Origin of the sequence: Chitinophaga fulva, assembly GCF_012927205.1 — a bacterium.
In the GTDB taxonomy this organism is placed as follows: domain Bacteria; phylum Bacteroidota; class Bacteroidia; order Chitinophagales; family Chitinophagaceae; genus Chitinophaga; species Chitinophaga fulva.
Map to the genome: position 1 here is coordinate 2,945,672 of NZ_JABBGC010000001.1, position 26,993 is coordinate 2,972,664.

Annotated in this window: 21 protein-coding genes and 1 tRNA gene; 14 read left to right on the forward strand and 8 right to left on the reverse strand. The window is 47.2% G+C overall.

The genetic code is table 11. The features are described 5' to 3' along the window. Positions 1-24: 24 nt before the first annotated feature. Both HHL17_RS11990 and HHL17_RS11995 read left to right on the forward strand, forming a co-directional pair. Positions 25-3,195: a SusC/RagA family TonB-linked outer membrane protein gene (locus tag HHL17_RS11990; protein ID WP_169224950.1), complete on the forward strand. Its 3,171-nt coding sequence runs from the start codon at positions 25-27 to the stop codon at positions 3,193-3,195. 22 nt (positions 3,196-3,217) lie between these two features. Then, complete coding sequence (locus HHL17_RS11995) at positions 3,218-5,119, forward strand: RagB/SusD family nutrient uptake outer membrane protein (protein WP_169224951.1); 1,902 nt, start codon at positions 3,218-3,220, stop codon at positions 5,117-5,119. Between the two features lie 60 nt (positions 5,120-5,179). Here the strand turns inward: HHL17_RS11995 and HHL17_RS12000 are convergent, their stop codons facing one another. Together HHL17_RS12000 and HHL17_RS12005 are read right to left on the reverse strand one after the other, a co-directional pair. After that, the gene (locus HHL17_RS12000) at positions 5,180-5,482 is read right to left on the reverse strand and encodes a protease inhibitor I42 family protein (protein WP_169224952.1); all 303 of its coding nucleotides are present in this window, start codon (positions 5,480-5,482) and stop codon (positions 5,180-5,182) included. Between the two features lie 113 nt (positions 5,483-5,595). Then, positions 5,596-7,266 (reverse strand): C1 family peptidase, encoded by a 1,671-nt coding sequence (locus HHL17_RS12005; protein WP_169224953.1) that lies wholly within the window; start codon positions 7,264-7,266, stop codon positions 5,596-5,598. 598 nt (positions 7,267-7,864) lie between these two features. Between HHL17_RS12005 and HHL17_RS12010 the strand changes: the two genes are divergently transcribed. After that, complete coding sequence (locus tag HHL17_RS12010) at positions 7,865-8,653, forward strand: acetolactate decarboxylase (protein ID WP_169224954.1); 789 nt, start codon at positions 7,865-7,867, stop codon at positions 8,651-8,653. 155 nt (positions 8,654-8,808) lie between these two features. On the opposite strand, the gene HHL17_RS12015 is transcribed toward HHL17_RS12010, so the two are convergent. The 3 genes from HHL17_RS12015 to HHL17_RS12025 are packed head-to-tail and all read right to left on the reverse strand — an operon-like array spanning position 8,809 to position 12,461. Further along, positions 8,809-9,756: a DUF6607 family protein gene (locus tag HHL17_RS12015; protein ID WP_169224955.1), complete on the reverse strand. Its 948-nt coding sequence runs from the start codon at positions 9,754-9,756 to the stop codon at positions 8,809-8,811. Between the two features lie 18 nt (positions 9,757-9,774). Then, positions 9,775-10,344 (reverse strand): HmuY family protein, encoded by a 570-nt coding sequence (locus HHL17_RS12020; RefSeq protein WP_169224956.1) that lies wholly within the window; start codon positions 10,342-10,344, stop codon positions 9,775-9,777. Positions 10,345-10,379: 35 nt separating this feature from the next. Next, positions 10,380-12,461, reverse strand: a complete 2,082-nt coding sequence (locus tag HHL17_RS12025) for a TonB-dependent receptor plug domain-containing protein (RefSeq protein WP_169224957.1) — start codon at positions 12,459-12,461, stop codon at positions 10,380-10,382. Between the two features lie 287 nt (positions 12,462-12,748). Between HHL17_RS12025 and HHL17_RS12030 the strand changes: the two genes are divergently transcribed. From HHL17_RS12030 to HHL17_RS12055, 6 genes are all read left to right on the forward strand, one after another. Then, positions 12,749-13,999, forward strand: a complete 1,251-nt coding sequence (locus HHL17_RS12030; protein ID WP_169224958.1) for a hypothetical protein — start codon at positions 12,749-12,751, stop codon at positions 13,997-13,999. Between the two features lie 18 nt (positions 14,000-14,017). Continuing rightward, positions 14,018-14,452 carry a QcrA and Rieske domain-containing protein gene (locus tag HHL17_RS12035; RefSeq protein WP_169224959.1) on the forward strand — a complete coding sequence of 145 codons (435 nt, stop codon included), beginning with the start codon at positions 14,018-14,020 and terminating at the stop codon, positions 14,450-14,452. 14 nt (positions 14,453-14,466) lie between these two features. Next, entirely contained in the window at positions 14,467-15,555 is a 1,089-nt protein-coding gene (locus tag HHL17_RS12040) for an imelysin family protein (protein ID WP_169224960.1), read from the forward strand. A gap of 6 nt (positions 15,556-15,561) precedes the next feature. Further along, on the forward strand, positions 15,562-16,941 hold the full coding sequence (locus HHL17_RS12045) for a di-heme oxidoreductase family protein (protein WP_169224961.1): 1,380 nt from the start codon (positions 15,562-15,564) through the stop codon (positions 16,939-16,941). A 333-nt stretch (positions 16,942-17,274) separates the two neighbouring features. Next, positions 17,275-18,450, forward strand: coding sequence for a hypothetical protein (locus HHL17_RS12050; RefSeq protein WP_169224962.1), 1,176 nt, complete (start codon positions 17,275-17,277; stop codon positions 18,448-18,450). A 67-nt stretch (positions 18,451-18,517) separates the two neighbouring features. Continuing rightward, positions 18,518-18,931, forward strand: coding sequence for a hypothetical protein (locus HHL17_RS12055; protein WP_169224963.1), 414 nt, complete (start codon positions 18,518-18,520; stop codon positions 18,929-18,931). Between the two features lie 235 nt (positions 18,932-19,166). On the opposite strand, the gene HHL17_RS12060 is transcribed toward HHL17_RS12055, so the two are convergent. Next, positions 19,167-19,250: transfer RNA gene (locus tag HHL17_RS12060), tRNA-Leu, on the reverse strand. Positions 19,251-19,371: 121 nt separating this feature from the next. Then, positions 19,372-20,184 carry a 2,3,4,5-tetrahydropyridine-2,6-dicarboxylate N-succinyltransferase gene (locus HHL17_RS12065; protein ID WP_169224964.1) on the reverse strand — a complete coding sequence of 271 codons (813 nt, stop codon included), beginning with the start codon at positions 20,182-20,184 and terminating at the stop codon, positions 19,372-19,374. 86 nt (positions 20,185-20,270) lie between these two features. Here HHL17_RS12065 and HHL17_RS12070 point away from each other — a divergent pair, with 86 nt between their 5' ends. The 5 genes from HHL17_RS12070 (at position 20,271) to miaA (ending at position 25,083) form a co-directional block, all read left to right on the forward strand. After that, entirely contained in the window at positions 20,271-21,398 is a 1,128-nt protein-coding gene (locus HHL17_RS12070; RefSeq protein ID WP_169224965.1) for a glycosyltransferase family 4 protein, read from the forward strand. 10 nt (positions 21,399-21,408) lie between these two features. After that, on the forward strand, positions 21,409-21,978 hold the full coding sequence (locus tag HHL17_RS12075) for an L-threonylcarbamoyladenylate synthase (RefSeq protein WP_169224966.1): 570 nt from the start codon (positions 21,409-21,411) through the stop codon (positions 21,976-21,978). Positions 21,979-22,035: 57 nt separating this feature from the next. Next, positions 22,036-23,472, forward strand: a complete 1,437-nt coding sequence (locus HHL17_RS12080; protein WP_169224967.1) for a CCA tRNA nucleotidyltransferase — start codon at positions 22,036-22,038, stop codon at positions 23,470-23,472. 107 nt (positions 23,473-23,579) lie between these two features. Beyond that, a complete protein-coding gene (locus HHL17_RS12085) occupies positions 23,580-24,161 on the forward strand; it encodes an IS1096 element passenger TnpR family protein (RefSeq protein ID WP_169224968.1) in 582 nt (193 codons plus the stop codon). Positions 24,162-24,192: 31 nt separating this feature from the next. Beyond that, positions 24,193-25,083, forward strand: coding sequence for a tRNA (adenosine(37)-N6)-dimethylallyltransferase MiaA (miaA, locus tag HHL17_RS12090; RefSeq protein WP_317166571.1), 891 nt, complete (start codon positions 24,193-24,195; stop codon positions 25,081-25,083). A gap of 306 nt (positions 25,084-25,389) precedes the next feature. Here the strand turns inward: miaA and HHL17_RS12095 are convergent, their stop codons facing one another. Next, positions 25,390-26,922 carry an OmpP1/FadL family transporter gene (locus HHL17_RS12095; RefSeq protein ID WP_169224969.1) on the reverse strand — a complete coding sequence of 511 codons (1,533 nt, stop codon included), beginning with the start codon at positions 26,920-26,922 and terminating at the stop codon, positions 25,390-25,392. Between the last annotated feature and the right edge of the window lie 71 nt (positions 26,923-26,993).

Sequence of the window (26,993 nt, forward strand, 5' to 3'; positions counted from 1 at the left end):
ATTGCCTAACTTAAGACAGCTACAATGAAAAAATGGAATTCCACGTATGCCTTACTGGGCATAGCGGTGATGCTTTGCCTTTCCCCTCTGTTGCTCCAGGCGCAAAAACGTGCAGACGTAACAGGTATCGTAAAAAATGGAACAACAGGACAAGCCCTCTGGGGAGTTAGCGTTACGGTTAAAAATGCAACCAACAACTTTTCGGCATCTGTACAAACAGACACTAATGGTGTCTTTAATTTCAATCGATTGCCTTCCGGTGCGGGGTACTCTTTTTCCTTCTCTTATATAGGATTTGAGAACCAAACCCTGAGTGGCTATAACCTGAAACCCGGTGCCGATTTCTCGCTGCTGGTAGAACTGAAAAGCCGGGAGCAGCGGATCAGTGAAGTAGTAGTGGTCGGGTACGGCTCTATGCGGAAAAAAGACCTGACAGGTTCTATCAGTCAGCTTAAGACTGCCAGGCTGGAAAAAGAAAGTCCCCGGTCAGTACAGGACCTGTTGCGAAGCGGCGTCCCCGGATTAAATGTGGGACAGAACACATCCGCCAAAGGGGGAGGAGACCTGCAGATAAGAGGACAACGGTCCTTAAATGCCAGCAACGATCCACTCATTGTACTGGATGGTGTCATATTCTTCGGTGAGCTGTCAGAAATCAATCCACAGGACATTGAACATTTTGATGTGTTGAAAGATGCATCTGCGGCGGCCATCTATGGCGCGAAATCAGCTAACGGCGTGGTAATCATTACCACTAAGAAAGGCACTACTGACAAACCTGCCATCCGGTTTAGCGCCAATACCGGCATCGCTACACAAGGCCGTAAACGGGAGGTGTATGATGCACAGGGTTACCTGAACTACCGCTCGGACCTGTTCAACAGCACAACAAGATGGGCCACGCCCGCAAAGTACACCCGGCCCACAGAGGCCAATCTGGCAAAATACGGTATCACAATGGCCGATTGGCGTGCCTATGATGCATTAACAGGAGACCCGGACGATATATGGCTGCGGCGCATCGGCCTGTTCGATAAAGAACGGCAGAACTATGCCAACGGCAAAACCTATGACTGGTTTGATGGTTCTTTTCAGAAGGGACTGCAACAGGATTACAACGTAAGCTTCTCAGGAAGAAACAAAGACGTCCTTAATTATTATTTATCGCTGGGATACCTGAACAACGAAAGCATTGTGGTGGGGGATAAATACCGCGCCTACAGGGTCAATATGAAGCTGGACGGAAAAATCAACAAGTGGATGCATACCGGCGTGAACATCAATTTTCAGGACCGTTCAGATGGTAACTTCGCGGTGGACTGGGGTGGACAGATCATCAATAACTCGCCTTTTGCCCTGCCTTTTGATGAGAATGGAAAGCTGGACCCCTATCCTATGGGGGCCAGTGTAAGTCAGGGCACCAACTCGGCTTTCAGTAACCAGTACAAGAAGCTGGAAAAAGGATATACCGTTTTAAACACCACGCTTTACCAAACCATCAAACTGCCTTTTAAGATCACCTATCAGCTGAATTTTTCCCCGCGCATGCAATGGTTCTACAACAGGTATCATGAGTCATCGCAAAACCCCTTGTGGTCTGATAACGGAAAAGTAGTCCGCGAAAACACTAAAAATTTTGACTGGCAGATAGACAACGTCATTTCATGGGACTACACTTTCGCTCAGAAACATAACGTGAAAGTGACGCTGTTGCAGAATGCGGAAGAACATCAATCCTGGAATGAAAGCGTTACTGCCCGTGATTTTTCTCCCACTGATGCATTGGGATTTCACAATATCGGCGCGGCCAATCCGCTAAAGACCACTATCAGCAGCAATGACCAGCGAAGCACAGGAGATGCGTTGATGGCCCGTGTATTTTATTCCTACAACAACAAGTATATGCTGACAGCGTCTGTTCGCAGAGACGGATATTCCGCGTTTGGCGTATCAAACCCCAGGGCTACTTTTCCTGCCCTGGCATTTGCCTGGAACTTTGCAGACGAAAATTTCTTCCACTGGAAACCCATGAGCACTGGCAAATTGCGCCTGTCCTGGGGGATGAACGGCAACCGCTCCATCGGTATATACCAGGCACTGTCAAACCTTACTACCGGCGCCGGTCGTTATGCCTATGTGCAACCCAACGGCACGGTATACGACCTGTCACAACTGTATGTAGACCGGATGGCCAACTATGACCTGAAGTGGGAAGCTACTTCTTCCTGGAATATAGGGCTGGATTTTGGTTTCCTGAACAACCGTATCACTGGCAACATGGAGGTATATTACATGCCTACTACGGACCTCCTGATGAACCAGTCCCTGCCTGACTTTACCGGCTTTAGCACCGTTACCACCAATCTGGGAGAAGTCGTCAACAGAGGTTTCGAATTGGGCCTTACCTCGCTCAATATGCAGCGGAAAAACTTCGAATGGTCTACCACACTGGGCTTCTTCTTCAACAGAAATGAGGTCCGGCACCTTTATTACACTTATGAAGACGTATTGAACGCAGATGGTAAGGTGGTCGGCTCTAAAGAAATCAGCGACATATCAAACGGATGGTTCATTGGTCAGGATATCAGCACCATCTGGAACTATCGTGTATTGGGCATCTGGCAGGAGAGTGAAAGAGACCAGGCTGCCCGCTACGGGGAAATACCCGGCGATGTGAAAGTACAGGACGTTAACAACGATGGGAAATATACGAACGCGGACAAACAGTTTCTCGGCTCCACCACGCCACGTTTCCGCTGGACGCTGCGCAATGATTTTACCCTGTTCAGAAACTTCGACTTCTCCTTCAATATATATTCGAACTGGGGCCATAAACAAGCCTCTACAGACTATCTGAACAATTTTGGCGCCGGTACCGACAGGACCAATTCCTATGTCAGGAAATACTGGACGCCGGAAAATCCCTCTGATAAATATGCCCGCCTGAATTCTACCAACGTACAAAATATTACACCGCCACGCATCATTGATAAAACCTATATCCGCCTGGACAACGTTTCCGTCTCTTATTCACTGCCCGCCAACATCGCAAGAAGAATGGATATGAGCCAGTTCAAAATATATGCAGGTGTGCGCAATGTCGCGGTATGGGCAAAGGAATGGGAATACTGGGACCCGGAAACAACTTCCCTGATGCCAAGGTACTATACAGTAGGTCTTACTGCTACTTTTTAAAAATGATTAAACTGTGTTTACGATGAAAATCACCTTTCATAAAGCTGTAAGCATCCTGTTGCTGGGAGCCGCTTTACATTTACCATTAAGTTGCTCAAAAGGTTGGTTGAAGCCCGATCCGCTGTCCTTTTACGAGCCTTCTATTACGTTTACTTCCAAAGAAGGATTACAGGCGGCGATCAGTAGTTGCAACAGAAATCTTAACTACGTATGGACCGGAGACGGTGCTCCTATACTCACAGACCTGCTTTTTTCGGAGGTGGCCGTCAACGGCACTACTGATAAATCCGGACCGGCGCAGGACCTGAACGCGATGATTACGCCCATCTCCAATAACGATGATGTAAATACTAACAGAATCAACTTTTTTTGGTTTCAGGGGTATAAAGGCATTAAATACGCCAATACGATCGTGTCTAACCTCGACAGGGTGCCCGGGCTGGATTCCACCTTGCGCAACCAGATGATGGGAATGGCCTATTTCCACAGGTCTTTCCGCTACCTGTGGCTGATATTTGATTTCGGGGACATACCCTTGCTGACCAGGGAAATCACTGCTCCCAAGTTCAATTTCCGTTCCACCAAGCGGGAGGTAATATTACAGCAGCTCATCGCAGACATGGAGTTCGCCGTGAAGTACGTACCGGCTAATGCGGATTATGGGATGGTCACCAAAGGCGCCTGTCAGCAGCTGCTGATCAAATGTTACCTGGCCGCCGGGCAGTTTGATAACGCAATCGCGGTGGCCAATACGCTCATTAACAGCTCCGGCTATTCCCTGATGACAGCGCCTTTCGGCACATTTGTCAACCCCATGCCGGCCGTTCATAACATCACCAGAAATGTGATATGGGATTTACACCGTGGCCCTAATAAATCCATTGCTACCAATAAAGAAACCATTTTTAACATCATTAGCCGTGAAGAATTTGCCAACAGCCGGATCGATATCTCCAGCATGCGGAACGCAGTTCCTTTTATTTCAGGCTCCGGTAATCAGCTGATCAGCACTCCTTCCGGCAAACCCGGTATGAGCACCAGCTACATACTGACACGTGACAAGATTGACCTGCGCAAAACCTATGGCAGGGGTGTAGCCATCACAAGGCCCACCTGGTACAGTACCAATACCATCTGGGATGATCAGGACGATCTCCGTCACAGTACCAGCACCGGAAACTGGATGCGCATGGAAGACATGGTGTATAACAATCCGGCTCTGCTTACAGACAAAGATCCTTACTATGGGAAGCCGCTACAGAAGTATAACAGCGCAGGCAAACTGTTGGTAGCGGATACGATCAGGACATGGTTTGAATGGCCTCACTACAAGCTGTGGATCGAATCGCCAAGAAATGAAACGGTGGACAGCTACAACGGTGGCGCCAGCGACTGGTACATCTACCGCCTTGCAGAAACCTACCTCCTTCGGGCAGAGGCCTATTTCTGGAAAGGGGACCTGGCATTGGCGGCTGAAGATGTGAATACCATCCGCCGCAGGGCACGTTGCACCAAAATGTATAACGCCGGTGAAATAACAATGGGAGCGATTATGGACGAAAGAGCCAGGGAACTTTTCTATGAAGAGCTGCGGCATATGGAACTTAGCCGCGTATCCTACATCTTCGCAACGACCCATAAGGCCGATGAGTTTGGCAAGACATATACTGTGGAGGATCTTTCCCGGAGCAGTTATTGGTATGAACGCGTGAACAGGTACAACAACTTTTACAATAAAGGGGTGAAAACCGTGTACGGCGCCGTATTCACAGCAAGCCCCTATCATATATTATGGCCGGTACCGCAGTCAGATATAGACGCCAACCGGGAAGGACGGCTGAATCAAAATTTCGGTTATTCGGGGTATGAGCTGAACCGCCCACCGATAGATAACCTGAAGGAAGCGATTGATGCGCAGAAATAATTGATAGCAGGAGGATAAAAGTATGTTTCAGGCCGCAACCCGGAGGCAACGGACGGAGGATCACTGAGTGACTGTAATATCGAACGTTTGTGTATTGATGATCTGTCCGTCTTTTTCCCAAACTCTCCGCTGTTCAAATGTTACCCTGGCATGGCCTGGTAACACGCCTGTGATCATAAATACTTCATCATTACTTGTCCCTGCATCGCGTACAATGGAATCCTGTGTATAGTCGTAAGGTTTGATTTCAATACAGTGGCCGTTTTCTGTTGAATGAAACCATTGGAAACCTGCGGTTCCCATGCCGGGTAAAATGACGGGGACGGAGCTACCGGTTTTTATTGTTTTTACGATGGTGTCCATATGCCGGTTTTTATTAAGTTACAAATTAGTAAACAAAAAAATGAAGCACCTGTTTAATCAGGCGCTTCATTTTTTTGTGTAACATTATCGGGTTCACACCCCGTAATGTATTATTATACGTACCATTTATGATACATCGCAGAATCTGTACCTTCAACGAAGCAGTCGAGGCGGCCTGCCTGCCAGGAGGATACACCTACGGCAGAGGACAGAATACCACCGAGGTTTTCGTCTCCGCTCCAGGCTTTGCCATCCCACCATTTGTGCATCATGTTATAGTTTTGACCAGGGAAGAATACATCGATCCTGTTGGGGCCCCATGATACAGCAGCCGGACTGTCAAACATTTCTGACTGCAGGTTTTCCCAGTTGCTCCATCCCTTGTCGAACCATTTATGCCACAGTTTATTGTCTGTACCGCGAGCGAAGCAGTCAAGTCTGCCGGATGCCCAGGAAGATACAGCAGGGGCGGAGGTGATGACACCACCGAGGTCTTCCCAGCCATGCCAGGTTCCATCATACCATAAATGCCACATAGAAGAATTCATGCCACGGGCAAAGATGTCGATTCTGTTAGGCCCCCAGCTTACGCAGGCGGGTTCGGAAGAGAGCATACCACCGAGATCTTCCCAGTTGCTCCATCCTCCCTGGTAGTATCTATGCCACAGGTGATGGTTAAGGCCTACTGCAAATACGTCAAGCCGGCCATTCTGCCAGGAGCAGATAGCGGGTGCTCCCTGTATTTGTCCACCGAGAGACTCCCAGCCCTGCCAGGAAGTTCCATTCCACCATTTATGGTATACCGCAGAGTCCATACCTCTTACTACCACGTCAATCCTGTTGGCAGACCATGAAACCGCATTCGGTCTGGAAGACAACAGGCCACCGAGGTTTTCGTAACCATACCAGGCATGCTGTTGTTGTGGTAATACTACGCCGCTGGCTGTCCAGAATGGAAATTCTGTATCAATGCCTGCTTGTCCGTAGGCGATTTTGAAAAATCCGCCCTGTCCCCATCCTGTTCCCCAGGAGTTTTTGCAGATCCAGCAATGTTCGGCTTCGGAATAACCAATAACGGTAACGCAATGTAACCCTTTGTCAGCGCCGCTTACATGGGAGTACACACCATCAGCGTAGGCAAAGAAATCTTCGTACACATGCATCACCGCAGAAACGGGACCATTGGCTGAGATGTAATTTTTGCGGTCAATCACATTTGCCAGGGTAGTGGAATTAGTGATCTTTACGGCTCTGGCATCTCTGTTGGGGCCAATAGTGCAGTGAGGAGGTTGCTTCCAGATGTTATTATCCGGAAAAGCAGTGGCGTAAGGAAAACACGGTTCATCAGGGATGCCGCGTGTTTTAATCTGGCTAAAAGCATCGGTAGGCCACCAACCGCCACAATTGGCGCCATGGTTGGAACAAAAATGCAGATCTGCTTCAGAGAGGTCTAATAGCTGTCCATGTTCGATAGACGCCATCGCCTCGGTAACGGAGGTAGTACAAAACGATACACAGGAACCACAGCCGCCCTGGTCTTTTACAGGAGTGACGTGATTACCATTGCGATTGCGCCAATCTACTGCGGTAGCGTAATTGGCCACCGGAGCGGCGCCCGCAACAGGTTTCATGACGGTTGCCAGTTCTGCAGTGTTAACGACTACGCCGAGCAGGGCGCTTTGCTGATCTTCTGATAACTGAGAAACAGCTGTTTCCCTTGCCTTCCAACGATTTTGGGTCTTCGCGAGATCGGCAATGAGATCAGTGATTTTGAGGTTTGCCATAGATGCTTCCTTTGATGGTGAACAATATGATGAACAATTAATAGGATGCTGATATAATGCATTACAATCTCTCGCTGTTGCTAAAATTTAATAGCAACAACAATAAAGGAAGATTAATAAAATGGCGATATAGTACGAAACGATCTTTCGCTGTTAGTGGTAAAAGAAAATTAATAGGATGACGATATAGTGCGAAACAATCTTTCTCTGCTGCTAAAACCTAATAGTAGCAACAATGATAAAGGAAAATTTTTGAGGTAATAAATAACAAGTCCAAGGCTGATATTTGAGGCTGCACACACGACGAATGTCAATCAAATGACACAAGAAAATGAATCAGCTGTTTTTGCTGTTGGTGCTAAGATAGGAAGTCAGTTGAAAGAAAAAAAATTTACTTCTTTAGAAAACGATTGCAATTAGTGTTAATTTTTTTGTTAGGAATGGAAACTTTATTGACGATATGATAGGACAGCTCCGATCTGGTAAGTCCTTGTTGGGCAAAGATGGGGCTTTTGCCCTGCTGCTGCCAATGATTTTGAATGGCCCCGCTTTTTATCTACCTTTCCCCTATTATTAACGCTCAATGATAACAATGACAATGTATTCACCTATTTTAGCCCTGTTGATAACACTATCCGCGTCTGCAAGGCAGCCTGTGAAAGATACCACACATCACCAGCTTTTTACCGCAGGGGTAGCCAGTGGATTGATAGGCGGTCTGTATGACGGTTTTTATCCTATAGATTCCTTACAAACAAAAGGCGACTTTGGCCTTGGCGCTCCTGATAAAATAGACGGAGAACTGCTGTTTTTAAATGGAAAAGCTTACCAGACACAATATACCGGGAAAACAACCGAAGTGTCGCACAAGCAGCAACTGACCCCTTTCAGTATGGTTAACTTTTTCCATGCGGATATGATTTTTACGGTACAGCAGCCAATGGACAAAGCGGCGTTGTACCATTATCTCGACAGCCTTTTACCGAATATGAACGGGATGTACGCCATTCACATCAGGGGCAGGTTCAGTTCCCTGAAAACGAGGGCTTTCCCTCCGGTACATGAGCCCCCGTATCCTTCATTGGCCAGTATGCTGGATAAGCAATGCTTCTTCCAGTTCAATAGCTGTCGGGGCGACCTGGTGGGCTACCGCTTACCTCCCTATATGGATAATACAAACATTGCCGGCTACCATTTTCATTATCTGTCTGATAAGAAGGACGCAGGCGGACATATCGTAGATGTTGTTACTTCAGATGTTGTGATAGCCATCAGCATACTTGATAGCTACACCGTGCAAATCCCTTCCTCTCCTGCTTTTGATCATTTCGATTTTAAGAAAAACAGGCAGGAAGATATTAAAAGTGTTGAGAGAGGCTTAAAATAGCCGATCCTCGCTATGGTACATACAGTATCCTTATAGTAACCCTGGGGTAAAGGTGGACTTGATGCGGCGATACTTCTCAAAAGAAGCTGTCTCAAAATTACTTTTGAGACAGCTTCTTTGCTGTTGAATCAAAAATCTGAAATGTAGGAATACATCTATTTGAGACTCACTTCTTTTGCGGTACTGAATTGTTTCAGTGTACTGGCAATCTCACCGGACAATGCAGCTCCCTGTAATTCCTGTTTGAATGCTTTTTGTTCCAGGGTGCCCATTGCTTTATATAACGGTTCGTTATTGACGATGGGCTGCAGCTGAATGAGGTTTTGGGTATTGTATAATTTATCCCATTCTTTACGAACCAGCGCCCAGAATTGCTGATGTTGCTCCCACCATTCTTTGGCCTTCTCGCATTTGCTGACGTCTGTCCGATTGTAGGTATTAAGACCTTTTTCAGCGACAATCTTTCTATCCTGACCATTCTCCCGTTGGATTTTCAGATTTTCCTGGGCATGTACAGAACCGGTGGCCGTTAGTTCATGGCGATTGATGCGATGGAGTACATTGTAATCCTTGCGGGTGGTATACTCTCTGCGGGGGAGCGGCGCATCACTGGCGGATTCCCAGTAATGACGACCATCTGCATGTATCCAGGTGGCAGAACCTTCGTAACGGGGTTCATCATCTACACCATATACTTTTTGTGTCCATTGGCCTTGCACCTGTACTGCTGGTAACTGGATTTTCTTCCACTGATTATTCTTGTCGTATGCTAGCAGGGTACGGTTTTCGTACAGCCAATCTTCTGTCCAGTGCTTGATGACCTCGCCGCCTGCTATCAGCAGGTGTTGCAGTACAATGCGCTTATCATTTTCTTCTGCCACTGTCACATATTCAACGGCATCGGTAATCTTGTGATACCCTTTAGGTTTGTAACTGGTGTCGAATGGAAAAGTTTCTGTGTACTCAAAGGTTACTTCCTGGCAGCCACACATCTCTTTGATGGCGGCTTTGTCCTGAGCTAATTTGTCTTTAGCTTTCTGCTGTGCGGCTACCTGCAGGGAAATCAGGCTTCCCGCCAATAGGGCGAAGGTTAATTTATACATGTAGTAATAGATTGAAGATTATTTAAAATTGCGAGTGCCATCGGCCTGTAATACATATCTGAAATGATAATATCTGCTAACGGAGGTGGCGGTTGGCGGTACTGGTGCATCCTTATAGTAGCTGGTAACTTCCAGTTTGGCATATTTTCCGCTGGCCGTTTTCAGCACAATGAATTTTCCGGCAATGGGACTGATGATATGCGTATCCATATTGTAGGTATACCAGGCAGTAATAGCTTTAGTGGCTGCAGCATCTGTAGCGTAACCACTTTCCGGCGCCAGTATCAGATCATTGTACACACCGCTGACCACCTGTGCGGCAGCACTACCGGGGCCACTTACGCCTCCGTTCACGATAATGGTAGTAGCCCGAAAACCGATATCCCATTTGGAAGTGGCGGAGTCACTGTTGGGGACCACTTTGTTATCGGCCAAACTATATAACGTAAAGGAGCCTTTATTGGCAACATCTGCGTCAATGTTTACAGCAGTAGTCGAAACAATAGTAGGTTTCTGCGGCGCTGCCTGGTCATCCTTTTTGCTGCAGGAAGAAAGCAGTGCAGCTACTGTCAGGGCTGTGATAGCCATAGGTAAATGAAGTTTTCTCATAATTATTACTGATTCTATTTATCTCCATGTTGAAAGAACCAACCAAGCGTAATGGCATATAGTCGGCCTGGCATAGTTGGAATATGCTGATAGTCTGAATAATTAAACAGATTGTCGGCGGTAACCTGAACGCGTAAACGCTTTTCTAATAAGTATTTGGCGACCGACAGATTTACGGTTGCATAACCCGGTACAAATTCACTTTTCAGATCAGGAGTGTTATTGCCGTTTTCATCTGTGAACCCATATTTACTGCGGTACAACACCCGTGCATAAGCATCGATACCATAACGGGGTTGTATATATGAAACTTTGAAATTTGCAGTATGATGGGAGCGGTTAAACAGACCGAAATATTCGCTGCGTTTGAGTACTCTCGTTTCCCGGGTCACTGGATCGGTGGTGTATACCTGTCCGTTTTTTACCTGGTCGAAGAGTTCATTGTCGCGGGTACGGAGGTACTGATAACCGCCCGCCAGCTGCCAGTATTTACCCAGCTGCTGGGAGAGTTCTGCTTCTGCGCCACATGTAGTGATACTCTTCACATTGATATAGCTGTACACCCGTTGTCCGTTTGTTTTTTCCGCGATGGCGCGGGTATCAATCAGGTTGTTGACGCGGTTGTAAAAGAAATTGACCCGTACATTGGTGCCCGTCCAGGGATTACCCTGTATGCCGGTATTATAGGACCATGAACTTTCCGCATCCAGCTCACGCAGTTGATTCAGGGAGATGTCCAGTTGTTTGATCTGCCCCTGCGTCTGCATTTCAGGCAGTACGGTGCTCAACAGCTTAGTCCCCAGCACGGTATATCCGACTGCTGCATTGTTGAAGTGGAGGTACAACTGGCGGAAATCGGGCGCCCTGTAGCCCCGGCCAACAGAGCCTAAAACACGCCACTGTGGAAGGAACTGATAGGACACCGATAGCTTGGGGCTCAGTTGGGAAGGGTATTGATTATGCATATCGAAACGGCCTCCCACCAGGATATTCCACTTGTCGCCAGGTTTCCAGTTTTCCTGTAGGAAAAAGTAACCCGTGTTAAAGGCCATCTTATCATCGTAGCGTGTAGCCGATACCGTCTCATGGATGTACCCTGTTCCTGCCGTCAGCAGATGTTTGGGAGTAATCTTCCAGTCGGCCTGATACTCTGGCTTGAGGTATTGCTGAGTGAAGAAAGAAGCATCGTAAGTAGACTTGTCATCTCTATACAACATATCCTCTTTGGTGGCATATCTGGAATAGTACAGTCGGAATACTTGTGTGAAATTTCCGGTGGGACTATGTTTCACATTCATCGATAGGTTGGCATCCTGTTCCTTTCCCTTATCATCCACCGGGCCTTTTGCATCCTGGAAATAACTGCTGTAGCGTTGCTGGTAAAACCTGCCGGAGAGGGTGCTTTGCCATTTGCTGCTCCATTGTTGCTGCCACCGGGATTGCAAGGTTAATGTGTTGTAAGGCGCTACAGTGGGACTTCCCTGGTTTTCTCCCAGCGTATACCCCTGGCTGTTCAGGTAGTTGGTACCGAAGGAGAAAAGTCCTTTCTGCAAAGGAATTCTCGTTTGTGCGTCCAGATTATAGGTACGGTTAGAACCGTATCTACCGGTAATGCTGGTGCTGCCTTTGTCTGAACGACCGGAGGTAATAATATTGATAACCCCTGCCAAAGCATCGCTGCCATATAGTGAAGATACCGGCCCTTTAATAATTTCGATGCGTTCAATATTGCTCACAGTAATCCGGGAAAGGTCCAGGGTGCCGGCAGTTCGGCCAATCAGTGGCTCCCCGTCGAGGAGAATAAGGGTGTATTCGGCCTCCAACCCTTGCATCTGCACGCCGGTACCATGATTTGAAGTGATAAACAAACCAGTTTGTTCCGCCAGGATTTGCTGCAGCAGCAAGGCTCCGGAAGATTGCAATTGTTGTTTGGTGATAACGGTAACGGGTATAGGTACTTTGTTAATTTGCTGTTCATTCCTGGTTGCTGTTACCACTATTTCCTGCAAAGATTGTTGCTTATTGCTGGTGTCGGTTTGGGCAAATAGGAGTCCTGCCCGCATGATGCAGGCTAATGTCAGTAAATATTTATTCATTTTACTTGGGTCTGAATTGCCCGGCAAATGTAATGGCTGATAATTCGGGGATGGTTACGCTATCGGGAAATAGATTTATAAAAAAAGGAAAAAGCGAAAATTGTAATGAAAAAAAATTCCGTTATTGAACAGGAAGTATGGTCTTTTTTCAGTAGGATTTTAAAAGTAATTTGTTAAAGTATTGACAATTAACATATTGTTGTTTTATCTATTTAATCAGGAAGCTTTCGATAGAAAATTTCCGCATGCGATAACCTTGATCCCAGCCATTGTCCAAACTTTGCGTAATGAAAACGGTCATTTCTACGCTATTGGGCTGTTTGTTCGCGGTGTCTGTAACCAACGCGCAACAAATGACAGCCGCCCAAAAATTAATATTTACCACCAGTGAAGATTCCCTAAATGCAGGGATTGCCAAGAGTAAAACAGTAATTTCCGGTTACGGATCTGCCTATTACCAACGAAATTTTAATGAGCAGATGTCTTTCGCCACACTGGAACGCGCGGTTTTGTTTGTAGGACATCAGTTTAACTCCAAAATTGCATTTTTCAGTGAACTGGAATTAGAGAACGCCAAAGCTGGGATAGGACAGGAAAATAATGGATTTACCGGAGAAATAGCCTTCGAACAGGCTTACCTGCGTTTCAATCTGAATCCCCGTCAATACCTGGTAGCCGGGTTGTTTACACCCCGTATCGGGTTACTGAATGAAAATCACCTGCCTGTCAATTTTAACGGCGTAGAGCGGCCCCTGGTAGAGCAGGTTGTTATTCCCGCTACCTGGAGAGAGCTGGGAGTAGGTTTTTATGGACGTTTACGCGACTTGCCCATCAACTATAGCATTGCGTTGGTGAACGGTTTGGATGCTTCTAAATTTAGTCATGGCACTGGTATCAAAGAAGGTCGCGCAGAAGGACAGGGCGCTTTTGCCAATAACCTGGCTATCACCGCAGCATTGCAGTACTATTGGAAAGACTTTAAATTCCAGGTATCGGGTTATGTCGGCGGGACCAATGGCCTGAATAAACGGAAATCAGATAGCCTGGAGCTGAGTTACGGTATGGCTGCACTGCCATTATACCTGGGCGAAGCGGATATACAATATGCCCGCAATGGTTTTGCTTTTAAACTCCTGGGGACCTCTATCTCCTTTCCCAAAGCATCAGATATAAATAAGGCTTATGCCACCAATACCAGCAAAGGTATGTATGGTGCCTACCTGGAAGGGGCTTACAACCTGTTTGAGAAAAGCCATCGCATGGAAGGGCAGCAATTGAATGTATTTGCCCGGTACGAAATGTTTGACCTGAACAGTGCTACCCCGGCTAATGCAATTTATGATGGTACTGAAAAACAACAGCATCTGATAGCAGGTTTTAGTTACCTGCCTATTCCTAATGTGGTGATCAAAGCGGATGTAAGACTGATGCACACAGGCGATGAAAACCCCGACCTGGTCATTAATCCCAGCCCCAACCGCATTCCATACAAGACCAATAATTCTTTTCTTAATATAGGTATCGGTTATTCGTTTTAATGTTCAAATCTTAATGATATGAGTTCGCTGAACAGAAGAAATTTTCTAAAAGATACCTGCAAGGCTTGCCTGGTAGGCGCTGTCAGTATTTCAATGGCTGATTTCCTGGAATCATGTAGCACTACTAAGAGTTATCGGGCTGCCATGAACGGCAACCGGGTGGAAGTGCCATTGAATATTTTTGATACAGCACCGGTGCAGGTGGTTAGCCCTAAAAATTATGCTTACGAGATAGCCGTGCGTAAACTACCGGATCAGTCTTATCAAGCGCTGTTACTCCGTTGTACTCACCAGCACAACCCCCTAACGCCAACTGGTAACGGCTACCTGTGTGCCGTGCATGGCAGCCAGTTTGATAAAGACGGTAACGTAAAAAAAGGGCCTGCGTCTACGCACCTTTTACAGCTGAAGACAGAAATTCTACAAAATAATCTCATTGTTTACATATCATAACCTTATTGTTAATTATGAAATATATACAAACCGCATTGATAGGACTGGCGCTGACGAGTTTTGTATCTTGCTCCAAAAGTGATAAACCCGATACTGGTACCACTGCTGATTTTAATACCCTGAAGAATACATTTATCACCGATTTTGTTAATAAAACGGCGATACCAGGTTACGCTGACCTGGCTGCAAAATCAGCTACCTTCAACGATAAAGTAACTGTTTTAAAGGGTGCGCCCACAGAAGATAACCTGGCCGCTGCCAAACAGGCCTGGCGCGATATGCGCAGTACCTGGGAACAATGTGAAGGTTACCTGTTTGGCCCGGTGGAAGATGATAACCTTGATCCAAGTATGGATACTTGGCCGGTAGATAAAACACAACTGGATGCGGTGCTGAGTAGCAATAACCCGCTGGAACTGGAAAATGTGGAAAAATTGGCAGATGCTTTAAGAGGATATCATCCTATTGAATATATTTTATGGGGAGCAGATGGAAAGCGCCAGGCAAAAGATATCGATGCCCGCGAAATGAAATATATTACCAGCCTTACTGCCGATCTTAAAAATATTTGCACCCAATTATCTACCAGTTGGACACCCGCCGGAGGTAACTACGGTAATAAGTTACTCACCGTAGGAGCCAGCGGTAATCCCTATACAAAAAGGCAGGATGTGTTCATTGCTATTGTAGATGCTATGAAGGGAATTTGTGATGAGGTCGGTAGCAATAAAATGAAAGCTCCCTTCGATGAAAAAGACGGCACTAAAGTAGAATCTCCATTTAGCGGTAATTCCGTTACTGATTTCAAGAATAACATTGTCGGTGCCTATAATGTGTATACAGGCTCTTTTCTGGGCAACAAAGGTGTAGGCCTTGATCAGTTGGTAAGTGCAAGAAATGCCGCACTGAATAAAACTATCCAGGAAAAATTCCAGGCAGCAATCACTTCTTTCAATGCCATAACGCTGCCATATGAAAAAGCTATTCTGGATGCGGGCGGTCAACGGGTACAATGCCAGAATACTATGAATGCTATCAATGCACTGGCTGAAGTATTGGATAAGGACCTGAGAGACTTTGTAGTTAAAAATATCACTGATTAAGCGGTAATGCAAGTGAAGAAAATATACGTAGTAGCTTTAATGCTTACCATGCCGGCATGGCTAATGATGTGTAAAAAAGCAGACACTTTCGATGATGGTGGCTATGATCCGAGGTTAAGCGGAGGTGCTTCTACTTTTTTTGATATTACCAGTAAAGCATTTGGACATGCCATTCCTGGCCTTAGCGGGTATGACCAATATATTCATGATTTAGGTGATGAACAATCAGACCAGACCTTTGTTGCATCACCAGCTCCTCTCAATAGTGGATTAGGGCCTATTTACAATAATGTAAGTTGTAAAAGCTGCCACCATAACGATGGGAAAGGAAATCCAACTACCGGCTTAAACACTTCCTCTATGTTGGTACGGGCAAGTATTCCTGGCAATGATGAACACGGCGGCCCTCTGCCAGTTCCAGGCTTTGGGTTGCAGATCCAGGACTTAGCTATTTTCGGGCGGCAGCCGGAAGCGAAAGTCAATATTTCCTATACGGATATCAACTACATTTATCCGGATGGCACTATCACAGTACTGCATAAACCGGCTTACCAACTGGTAAATCCTTATCTGCCCTTACCTGGGAATGTGATGTTATCGGCTCGTATGGCGCCTCCGTTCTTTGGGCTGGGCTTATTAGATCTGATTCCGGAGTCTATCATTACTGGTTTTGCTGCGCAGCAGGCCAGCGACAATAGAGGGGTCAGCGGAAGGCCCAACTACGTATATGACCCCGTTCAGCAGAAAATGATGTTAGGGCGCTATGGTATGAAGGCTAATACAGCTACATTGCTTACACAGGTAGCGGCTGCCTATCAGCAAGATATGGGTATTACGAGTCGCGTATTCCCGAAAGAAAGCGCTGATGGACAAATTCAGAATGAAGGTCGTCCGGCAGATCCAATGCTGGCTGATACGATTCTGGATGCTACAGTATTTTATATCAAAACATTGTGTGTTCCTGCCCGTAGAAATACCACCGATCCAGCGGTGAGACAGGGAGAGATATTATTTGCCCAGATAGGTTGTGCAAGTTGTCATATTCCTACCATTCAAACGGCAACGGACGTACGTTTTAAAACATTGAGCAATCAACGTATTCACCCTTACACAGATTTGCTATTGCATGATATGGGGCCTGGTTTGGCAGATAACCGTCCTGACTTTCTTGCTACCGGCAGTGAGTGGAAAACCCCAGCTCTTTGGGGGATTGGGTTATTTGAGAAAACAAATGGAATTCCTTATTATCTGCACGATGGCAGAGCAAGAACGCTTCCCGAAGCTATTTTATGGCATGATGGTGAAGCAGCTGCGAGCCGGGATGAATATGTGAAACTTTCTGCTTTTCAACGCGATAACCTGATCTCGTTTTTAAAATCTCTTTAAGAGAAATTAAACTATAAGTTTCTGGGTGTCATTCTGGGTGTCAATTAAGTGTCAACAATAGCGGGAGAAAGAGGGGGCATCTAAGAAAAATTGACACTCATACAAAAAAGGCTTGTAAGTTTATGACTTACAAGCCTTTTTTGTGCACCTTAGTGGAAGATTATTGAACCAGCTGCTACTGATACTGAGGAGGGTATATAATTTTAGCCACTAATAATTGCGATATACAACACGTTAAAGCAATAAGTTTGATAATTTGTACGACCAAACAAAGTAAAATAATCAGGTAAACATAGAAAAACTAATAGTTAAACCTTACATCATTATACTTAAATGCAAAAGCATCAAAATATTCCCGAAGCAGCTATCTGGAATGAAAAAAATAATCAATGGGAATGGGGAGAGAAAAATGCTGCGGAGAAAGCAATTGGTGTATGGCATTGCTGGCATGTAGAGGGACACCTGTGCGCTACTATTGATTATGGTGATGGCAATCCTCCATTTGCCTTAAAACGTTTTCACCCCGATGGTACTTTGGCGCAGGAAGGCAATTGGTATGGTGGGCAGGTGTGGTTAGGTACCTTTCGTTGGATAAAAAGTGAACATCCCACCAGTGAATATTTCCCCGCAGGCGATGCTGACAAAAATCCTATTGTATGGGTAGCGGAGTTTGATTATATAAAGGAAGGTATCTATCATGCGCAACGTTATTTTGACAGGCAAAATAGATCGGTTAGCATAGCTGGCGACCATGAGCCCCGGCGGCCGGCAGCTGTTCCGGCACGGGCGCACTACGTAAGCCAGACATCCTCAAATAATGGGGGACCTGGCTGGGTAATGGGAGAAGTGGATGCCCTAACGGGAAAGTATATAGGTAACTATATTGAATGGGACCTGGATGGTCATATCACGGTAGAGCGGGTATATAGCCGGGACGCGCACGACCTGCAGGAAGAGCACGAATATCAAAACAACATCCGCTGGTGCTCTAAATTGTACCTGCCCGATGGAAAATCAACCCAAAGCTTTTATCATAAAAAAATTGATCCACCTGTAGTTTGTAGCACCACGTTGTATAGCAATCATTCACAGGACCGTACGAAAACTTTTTTCAACAAAGAAGGTCAGGAGTTATATGCTGTGCGTTTGGAGGAGGTGAGCGAATTGCACGTAAGAAGGTATTACAACGGTGTATTAGTATTTGAAAGCATCATGACCGCAGACTTTAATAAAGCACCGGTTAGAGTAACCTACTTTTATATTAATGGCACTACATTAATAGACTATACTTCTAATGGGGATGGTACGGGATGGTGGCGTATGTATGATGAATCCGGCCGGGAATTAGGAAAACTGCCGGAACTGGAAGAAAAAGCCAGAAACGAGAATAATACCTGGGGAAGGTTGTTTATGCCTTTTTGGCGTTCCTATAAATGGAACACCGCTAAAACTGATTGGGAGGCGATAATTGAATATTTTAATGCAATATTGCAAGATGGTAAAACATAAGTAAAGTTTAGCTTAGCGGCACCTGCGGATCTTAAACAGGTGCTGGATAAGACAGATTGGCAATAATATGAAGAGATTTTATAGGTACATTATTTACAGACTTTACGACAAGGCTTTAAAGAAGCCATCTTTTACTCCGGTGCTGGATACCATTACACCGTTGGCAATATTGCATATGTTAATGTTCTTTGTGGTTGCTCAGGTGTTTTGTATGCTCGTAATACATGGCCCCTTGCCTTTACTGGAGCATATGGGGCTGATGATAATTTTTGTAATTTTTAACCTGTGGGTACATTACATTTTATTCTATGACAAGAAATCATGGAGCAACATTATGGAAGAATTTAAGGACGAAAGCCCTGCGGAAAGGAGAAAAGGAGGATGGTATGTGGTAGGGTATCTTGTTGGTGGTTCCCTGTTGTGTTTGGCGTTGCTTGGCTTGGTTGTGTGGATAGGTGTTAGGTTACATTTGATATCTTAAGATAAGAGGTATCTTTCGAGAGAATTTACTGCTTGATTTTTACCTAATAAAGATGCTGTCTTCGCTGTTTGTAAAAGCAGGGAGACAGCATCTTTTTCTTTTGGCAGTATGGATCTGTCAATAAATCTGATGGTGGAAATGAAAAAAGAGTGAGTGGAAATTTCTGATGAGTTTGAGGTGGGCATGTATGTCCCAAAAACAAAGAATCCTGTAAGTAAAACTTACAGGATTCTTGTGCCCAGAACTGGATTCGAACCAGCACACCCTTGCAGGCGCTGCGACCTGAACACAGTGCGTCTACCAATTTCGCCATCTGGGCAGGGCTGTGTCCCTCGTTAAAGGGATTGCAAAGGTAGGTTTTTTATATTACCGACCAAATTTATTTTTAAAAAAAGCAATAAAACAGTGGAAACCCGCTGCCTTATTGCTTTTAAAGGATATTAAACAGCCACGTTGAACTCACGCAGGGTGTCGTTCAGGCTCGTCTTCAGATCGGTGGAAGCTTTACGCTGACCAATAATCAGTGCACAGTTAACCTGGTATTCACCGGCAGGGAACTTCTTAGGATAAGTACCCGGAATAACCACGCTGCGGGCTGGTACACGGCCTTTGTATTCGATAGGCTCAGGACCGCTCACGTCAATGATTTTAGTAGACTGTGTCAGTACTACGTTAGCGCCGAGTACGGCTTCTTTTTCTACGTGTACGCCTTCTACTACGATACAACGGGAACCCAGGAAGCAACCATCTTCGATGATCACCGGGCTGGCCTGCAGCGGTTCCAGTACGCCGCCGATACCCACGCCACCGCTCAGATGCACATGTTTACCGATCTGCGCGCAGGAGCCTACGGTTGCCCAGGTGTCTACCATGGTGCCTTCGTCTACGTATGCACCGATGTTCACGTAAGACGGCATCAGGATACAACCTTTGGAGATATAGGCGCCATAACGGGCAATAGCATGCGGTACTACACGCACACCCAGATCTTTATAGTTGGTCTTCAGCTTCATCTTATCATAGAACTCGAAAGGAGGAAGCGACATGGTTTCCATCGGTTGGATGGTGAAATACATCAGGATGGCCTGCTTTACCCATTCGTTTACCACCCAGCCGCTTTCTGTAGGCTGCGCTACTCTCAAATGGCCCTTGTCTACTGCTTCTATCACTGCTTTTACGGCATCGGCGTACTGCGTTTCCTGCAACAGGCCTCTGTCGGCCCAGGCAGCCTGTATTTGTTGTTGTAAATCCATTTGTGCTTTTTTCGCAAAAGTAATATCTAATAAATGAAATAACGAATAACGAATTTCTTTCGTGGGAGTTCGTATTTTCGCGACATATGAAGATTGGTTTTGATGCCAAGCGTGCTTTCCAGAATGATACGGGACTGGGCAACTACAGCCGCACCCTTATCTCTTCCCTGGCAGCAGGCTTCCCGGAGCACCAGTATTTTCTGTTCGCTCCTAAACAAACGGATATGTACAATGCGCCGGGCATCCCGGTGATATTACCTGAAAAAGCCTGGCACCGCTGGTTTAAATCGGCCTGGCGGAGCCGGTATGTGGTAAAAGACCTGCAACGGTACGGTATTGATGTATACCATGGCCTCAGCCATGAAATCCCCTTCGGTATTCCCGGCAGCGGTGTGAAATCGGTGGTGACAATGCATGACCTTATCTTTGAAAGGTATCCGAAACAGTATAACCCTATCGATGTTGTCACTTACCGCCGTAAAGCCCGCTACGCCTGCGAAAAGGCAGATAAAGTAGTGGCTATCAGCGAACAGACCCGGCAGGACCTTATCACGTTTTACCATACCGATCCGGATAAAATAGCGGTCGTATACCAGAGCTGTGATCCCGCTTTTGCGGTCCCTCATACAACTGCTGAAATAGAGGAGTTCCGCAGCCGTTACCGCCTGCCTGACCATTATTTTCTGTATGTTGGCTCAGTCATTGAAAGGAAAAACCTGCTGGGCATCGTAACGGCCATGAATACACTGAAAGGCTCGGTGGATGTGCCGCTGGTAGTACTGGGCAACGGTAGTGGTTATAAAACGAAGGTAAAGGAATACCTTGCGGCCAACGGCCTCTCTCAACAGGTGATATGGCTCAACGAGCAGGAACGGTTGCCCAACAGCGCGCTGCCGCTGCTCTATCAGGGCGCGGTGGCATTATTGTATCCTTCGGTTTTTGAGGGTTTTGGTATTCCTATTCTGGAGGCGCTGTGGAGCGGTACGCCGGTGATTACTTCCCATGGCTCCTGTTTTGGGGAGACAGGCGGGGATGCTGCTTTATATGTAGATCCGCTGAGCGCAACAGATATCGCGGGCGCGATGCGCCGCGTGCTGGCAGAACCTTCGCTGGTGCAGGACATGCGCGACAAAGGATGGGTGCACGCCCGGAAGTTCACACCGGAACAATGTGCGGCTGATATGATGAAAGTGTATGTGGACCTGGAAAAATAAATGAACGCTAATGGATTTTGAACAGGATATCAACGCCGCATTGCCGGTATTGCGCAATGGCGGCCTTATTCTATACCCCACAGACACCATCTGGGGAATCGGCTGCGACGCTACAAATGAATCGGCAGTAAAAAAAGTATATGAACTGAAACAACGCAGCGAAAGCAAAAGCCTCGTGATACTGCTGCCAGACGTACGGGACTTGTTACATTATGTGTCCAACCCCCGGCCGGATATGGCGGAGGTGCTCGCCGGCTTCGACCGCCCTACGACTGTTATTTATGAAGGCGCCCTCGGCCTCGCTGCCAATGCTGTCAGTGAAGACCAAACGGTGGCTATCCGCATCGTACAGGATACTTTCTGCCGTCACCTGCTGAAACGATTCCGTAAACCACTGGTGTCCACGTCTGCCAATATCAGCGGTCAACCGTCACCGGCCAGTTTCCGGGATGTATCCCCGGCTATTGTGAACGGTGTGGATTACGTGGTGAAATACCGGCAGGAAGAAGCCGCCACAGGCGTGGCTTCCAGGATTATCAGGATCGGAAAAGACGGTTCAATAGCCATAATCCGGGATTAAACGTCATTATTTATTACATTTGCGCCCTGATTTCGGAGAAAGGAACAAAATTTTAATATGATCAGCAGCAAGCCATTAGACATTCCCTGCTCTCTGCAGGAACGGAAAGTGTTGGAGAAGATTGCGCTGGCAGCCCACGAACTGGGCGTGCCCGCCTATCTGATCGGAGGCTTCGTACGCGATAAAATACTGGGAAGAAGAACAAAAGACATGGATATTGTGTGTGTGGGAGACGGCATCACCCTGGCACACAAGGTGGCTGAAGCCCTGGGCGACAATATCCCGGTCAGCTTCTTTAAAACCTACGGCACGGCACAAGTGAAATGGCACGAATTTGAAATCGAATTCGTTGGCGCCCGCAAAGAAAGCTACCGCCGGGAATCCAGAAACCCCGAAGTGGTGGCCGGGTCACTCGAAGATGACCAGAACCGCCGCGATTTTACGATCAACGCACTGGCTGTCAGCCTCAGAGACGTGGACTATGGTACCCTGATAGACCCCTTCGGCGGAATGGCCGATATGGATAAACAACTGATCCGTACCCCCCTGGAGCCGGCCCAGACTTTCAGCGACGACCCCCTGCGCATGATGCGCGCTATCCGCTTCGCATCCCAGCTGCAGTTCACCATCAGTGATGAGGCGTTTAAGGCTATCCAGGAAAATGCGGAACGTATCCGTATCATCACACAGGAACGGATATCCGACGAATTCAATAAAATCATGCTCTCCCCCAAACCCTCTGTGGGACTCGACCTGCTCTATAAGGCCGGTCTGCTTAAAATCATCTTCCCCCAGATGATAGACATGGTAGGGGTGGAAATGTATGAGGGCAAAGGACACAAGGATAATTTCTACCATACCCTACAGGTGGTGGACAATATCTCCGTTCATACCCGAGATCTCTGGCTCCGCTGGGCTGCACTGCTGCACGATATCGGTAAGCCGGCCACCAAAAAATTTGAGCCGGGCCACGGCTGGACTTTCCACGGACACGATGCGGTGGGAGGGAAGATGGTGACCCGTATCTTTACCAGGCTCAAATTACCACTGCATGATAAAATGAAGCTGGTCAAAAAGCTGGTGGAGCTCCACCTGCGCCCGATCAGCCTCACCAAGGAAAATATAACGGACTCGGCTATCCGCAGGCTCCTGTTCGATGCCGGCGATGATATCGAAGCGCTCATGATGCTCTGCGAAGCCGATATCACCTCCAAAAACAAATCCAAGGTGAAACGTTATCTGGAGAATTTTGAACTGGTGCGTAAAAGGCTGAAGGAAGTGGAGGAAAGCGATCGTATCCGCAACTGGCAACCACCTGTTACCGGTGAAATGATCATGGAGACGTTCGATCTGAAACCCGGCCGGGTGGTGGGTGACCTCAAAAATGCTATCAGGGAGGCTATCCTCGACGGTGAAATACCTAACACCTACGAAGCTGCCTACGCTTTTTTGCTGGAAAAAGCAAAAGCCCTGGACCTTACCCCAGTTAAATAAAATTGGTAATTTTACATAACCAGAATTAAGAAACGATTAATTGTTATCAGCGCCCTTGACCACGCGTTGGGAATTAATATATTTATCTAACTTATAACCAAATTGTCATGCCGGTTTTGAAATTCAGAGTATACTGGGAAGAAGATGAAAGTGTTTACAGAGACATTTCCATTAAGCCGAATCAGACTTTTTTAGCATTACATACGGCCATTTTGCAGGCTTTTGAATTTGATACCAAACACGGTGCTACCTTCTTCCGTAGTAACGATAACTGGCAACGCGGCCGGGAAATCATCCTGCAGGAAGATAAACAGCCCCGTAAAGTGGAACCGTTGCTCATGTCGGAAACGACTATCGCCGCCGCAGTGAAAGCACCCAACCAAAAATTCATCTACCTCTACGATTTTGCCAAAAACTGGTCTTTTCTCGTAGAACTGATTGGTGTTTCCAAAGATGAGAACGCTAAACTGACCTATCCTGTGTGCGTACGCAAGGAAGGCCTGGCCCCCAGCCAATACGGTACTAAAGGCCTCGTAGGCGATAAGCTCGTGGAAATGGAAGAGAAATATGACCTCAACAAAGAAGGCATGGACGAAGACGGCTTCGGCGAGGAAGGGGAAGAGGAAACCAACGACGGCGCTGATGAATTTGGCGGTGGCGCTGAAGAGGAAAATGAAAATAACTTCTAGCAACTGATCTAACCTGAAAACAGTCATTATCATAGCAGGCCCCACGGCCTCCGGTAAAACGGCGCTGGCTATACGGTTAGCGCAATTGTACCACACCTCGGTGATCTCTGCCGATTCCAGGCAATGTTACCGGGAAATCAGCATCGGTACGGCTAAACCTACCCCGGAGGAACTGGCGGCTGTCCCGCACTACTTTATTGACTCCCACTCCATTCGGGAAGAAGTAAACGCCGGTATCTACGAGCAACTGGCCCTGCAATATGCCCGCGAAATTTTCCGGGACAACGACGTGGCCATTATGTGCGGCGGCACCGGCCTGTATATCCGCGCTTTCTGCGAAGGCATCGATGATATGCCTGCCATCCCGCCGGGTATCCGTGAACGGCTCAATGCCCAATACGAGGAACATGGCCTGGCCTGGCTGCAGGAACAGCTACAACTGCGCGACCCCGCATTTTACGCCGGCGCGGAAACACAAAACCCGCAACGGCTTATCCGGGCGCTGGAAGTATTGGAAGCTACCGGCCATTCTATCATCACTTTCCGCACCGCCACCAAAGCACAGCGGGATTTCCGGGTGATCAAAATCGGTGTCAACCTGCCGAAAGAACTGTTGCATGAAAACATCCACAAACGGGTAGACCTCATGATGGACGCCGGCTTGATCGCTGAAGTAGAAAGCGTGGTGCCTTACCGGCAACACAATGCTTTGCGCACAGTAGGCTATCAGGAGATATTTGACCACTTCGATGGCAAACTGTCCCTCGAAAAGGCAGTGGAAGATATCAAAACACATACACGCCAATACGCCAAAAGACAACTGACCTGGTTCCGCAAAGACACGGAATACCACTGGTTCGATCCCCGCTATCCGGAGGTGATCGTTGACTGGCTGCAGGCACAACTGCAACAACCATCCTGATCATCACTAACGTTATGCTCCGCTGGCTTCAACAAAAGCTATAGTGGCTTTCAATCTTAAATCAAACTTTATCCTCCGCATAAAAAATAAGCTGGCCTTCAAGGCCAGCTTATTTTTTTATCATAGCCCAAGGCTCTCCCTTGCGCGCATTTCATTATTTAATATCATAGCCAGGCTTCACTTCCGAACGCTCCCTTCACTTATTCAATTAAACCTCATAACCAAAACTCACCCCCCTGGCATCCTAAAGACTTTGAACAACATCGTAGCCCAGGGCTTTAGCCCTGGGAACCTGGGAATCGACGATTAAAATTTCAATCCCATCGTCAGCACCACGTTGCTTCTGGTGTAATCCAGTGTGGCGGCGGCAGGTGTCAGGGCAGGAACGGTGCTGGTATACAGGCGGTAGCGGTCATTGCCCTGTGTGTAGCTGTAGGCCAGGTCGGCGTACAGGCCTTTGTTGCGGTATCCGAGACCGGCGCTGTATACTTTACGGGAACCGTCGGTATTGGCGTTGTAAGTGTCGTTGCTGTATGGATTGCCATACCACGCAAAACCGGCCCTTACGGCGTAGAGCGTAGCGAATTTCAATTCGGCGCCTACACGCACATTGGAAACGGCTTTGTAGATAGCACTGATATTTTCGTTCAGTACTTTCTCGTCATTACGGGCGTTGCTCATTTTGAATTTGCCGGAAGACTGGTTCACATACTCATAATCAGCGGTGATGAAGCCCTGTGTGTTGCTCACATGGGTGATATCGCCGAAGAAATAGGTAACACCGGCCATGGCGCGGAGCGGCGTAACGTAGTTGTAATCGTATTCTACGGGATAACCGTTGGTCACGTCATTGGAGTGAACATACTGTTTGCCCATGTAATTTTCCGTGTTTACATCGATGTCGGCGGTATAGCTGTCATGCAGGCTATAGTAGGTAGGTGTGTGGAAAGCGCCACCCAGACGGAAGCGGGGAGTAGCCTTGTAAAGCACGCCTATTTTAGCGCCGATACCGAGACCGGTCCTTTTCAGGTACTGCCGGTAGTCAAAATATCCAAAATCGTTATTGGGACGGTTGCCGCCGTTGTTGGTGGCATCATCTTCCATCACGGTGAAGTCCTCACGGTAATTAACATTGGGGACATTGATACTACCGCCAATGTATAAACGGTTACCGTAGTTGCCGGCTACTGCGAAAGCAAATTCGTTCAGGCCTCCCCGTGTTTCCAGGATGCCCCGTTGCTGAACGGCCGTCAGGTAATCGGTAGGGCTGTTGGTTGGGCGTTGCGGGGATGCATTGCTCATCACCTCTTCTCTGCCGTCGGTATGCTTGAACAGGTCTATCAGGCCGGCGCGGTAGCCGAGGCTGCCACCCAGCGGGTAGTTGTCCTTCAGTCCTTGTGCATTTTCCTGCCACATCTGGTCTACCCAGCTATCGGAGAAAGATGACTTGTCGTTATAACCAGCTACGGCTATTTTGTTGTTATAGTTGGCCATACGGGTATAACCGAGGGAGAAGGTGACGTTGTTCCAGGCATTTTCGCCGGTGCCTTTGTTGGTGGCGAAGATCACGCCAACGCTGGGCATTTGGAAGTTGGTCTTGTTGCCTTTGTTGTCCAGCAGGTTATTACCGAGGTAATTGGAGGTGTTGTTGGTCAGACCTAAGCCGGCGGAGATGAGGAACTCACCGGTTTTGAACATGCCGATGCCGGCCGGGTTAGAGTGTGCTGAGGAGTAGTCGCCGCCCAGGCCTATGCCTGCGCCTCCCAGTGACTGTGCTCTTGCAGTCCCGAATGGCTGATTCGGGGAATAGAGCAGCGCATCATTCGAGCTCTGCGCCATTGCGGTAACGGATAAAAAGAGTCCTCCTAAAAGAGGGTAAATTCTTTTAATCATAATACTATAAACTTAAA

Coding starts and splice junctions, on each gene's coding strand:
- HHL17_RS11990 (WP_169224950.1), top strand. CDS start 25: ATGAAAAAATGGAATTCCACGTATGCCTTACTGGGCATAGCGGTGATG.
- HHL17_RS11995 (WP_169224951.1), top strand. CDS start 3,218: ATGAAAATCACCTTTCATAAAGCTGTAAGCATCCTGTTGCTGGGAGCC.
- HHL17_RS12000 (WP_169224952.1), bottom strand. CDS start 5,482: ATGGACACCATCGTAAAAACAATAAAAACCGGTAGCTCCGTCCCCGTC.
- HHL17_RS12005 (WP_169224953.1), bottom strand. CDS start 7,266: ATGGCAAACCTCAAAATCACTGATCTCATTGCCGATCTCGCGAAGACC.
- HHL17_RS12010 (WP_169224954.1), top strand. CDS start 7,865: ATGTATTCACCTATTTTAGCCCTGTTGATAACACTATCCGCGTCTGCA.
- HHL17_RS12015 (WP_169224955.1), bottom strand. CDS start 9,756: ATGTATAAATTAACCTTCGCCCTATTGGCGGGAAGCCTGATTTCCCTG.
- HHL17_RS12020 (WP_169224956.1), bottom strand. CDS start 10,344: ATGGCTATCACAGCCCTGACAGTAGCTGCACTGCTTTCTTCCTGCAGC.
- HHL17_RS12025 (WP_169224957.1), bottom strand. CDS start 12,461: ATGAATAAATATTTACTGACATTAGCCTGCATCATGCGGGCAGGACTC.
- HHL17_RS12030 (WP_169224958.1), top strand. CDS start 12,749: ATGAAAACGGTCATTTCTACGCTATTGGGCTGTTTGTTCGCGGTGTCT.
- HHL17_RS12035 (WP_169224959.1), top strand. CDS start 14,018: ATGAGTTCGCTGAACAGAAGAAATTTTCTAAAAGATACCTGCAAGGCT.
- HHL17_RS12040 (WP_169224960.1), top strand. CDS start 14,467: ATGAAATATATACAAACCGCATTGATAGGACTGGCGCTGACGAGTTTT.
- HHL17_RS12045 (WP_169224961.1), top strand. CDS start 15,562: ATGCAAGTGAAGAAAATATACGTAGTAGCTTTAATGCTTACCATGCCG.
- HHL17_RS12050 (WP_169224962.1), top strand. CDS start 17,275: ATGCAAAAGCATCAAAATATTCCCGAAGCAGCTATCTGGAATGAAAAA.
- HHL17_RS12055 (WP_169224963.1), top strand. CDS start 18,518: ATGAAGAGATTTTATAGGTACATTATTTACAGACTTTACGACAAGGCT.
- HHL17_RS12065 (WP_169224964.1), bottom strand. CDS start 20,184: ATGGATTTACAACAACAAATACAGGCTGCCTGGGCCGACAGAGGCCTG.
- HHL17_RS12070 (WP_169224965.1), top strand. CDS start 20,271: ATGAAGATTGGTTTTGATGCCAAGCGTGCTTTCCAGAATGATACGGGA.
- HHL17_RS12075 (WP_169224966.1), top strand. CDS start 21,409: ATGGATTTTGAACAGGATATCAACGCCGCATTGCCGGTATTGCGCAAT.
- HHL17_RS12080 (WP_169224967.1), top strand. CDS start 22,036: ATGATCAGCAGCAAGCCATTAGACATTCCCTGCTCTCTGCAGGAACGG.
- HHL17_RS12085 (WP_169224968.1), top strand. CDS start 23,580: ATGCCGGTTTTGAAATTCAGAGTATACTGGGAAGAAGATGAAAGTGTT.
- HHL17_RS12095 (WP_169224969.1), bottom strand. CDS start 26,922: ATGGCGCAGAGCTCGAATGATGCGCTGCTCTATTCCCCGAATCAGCCA.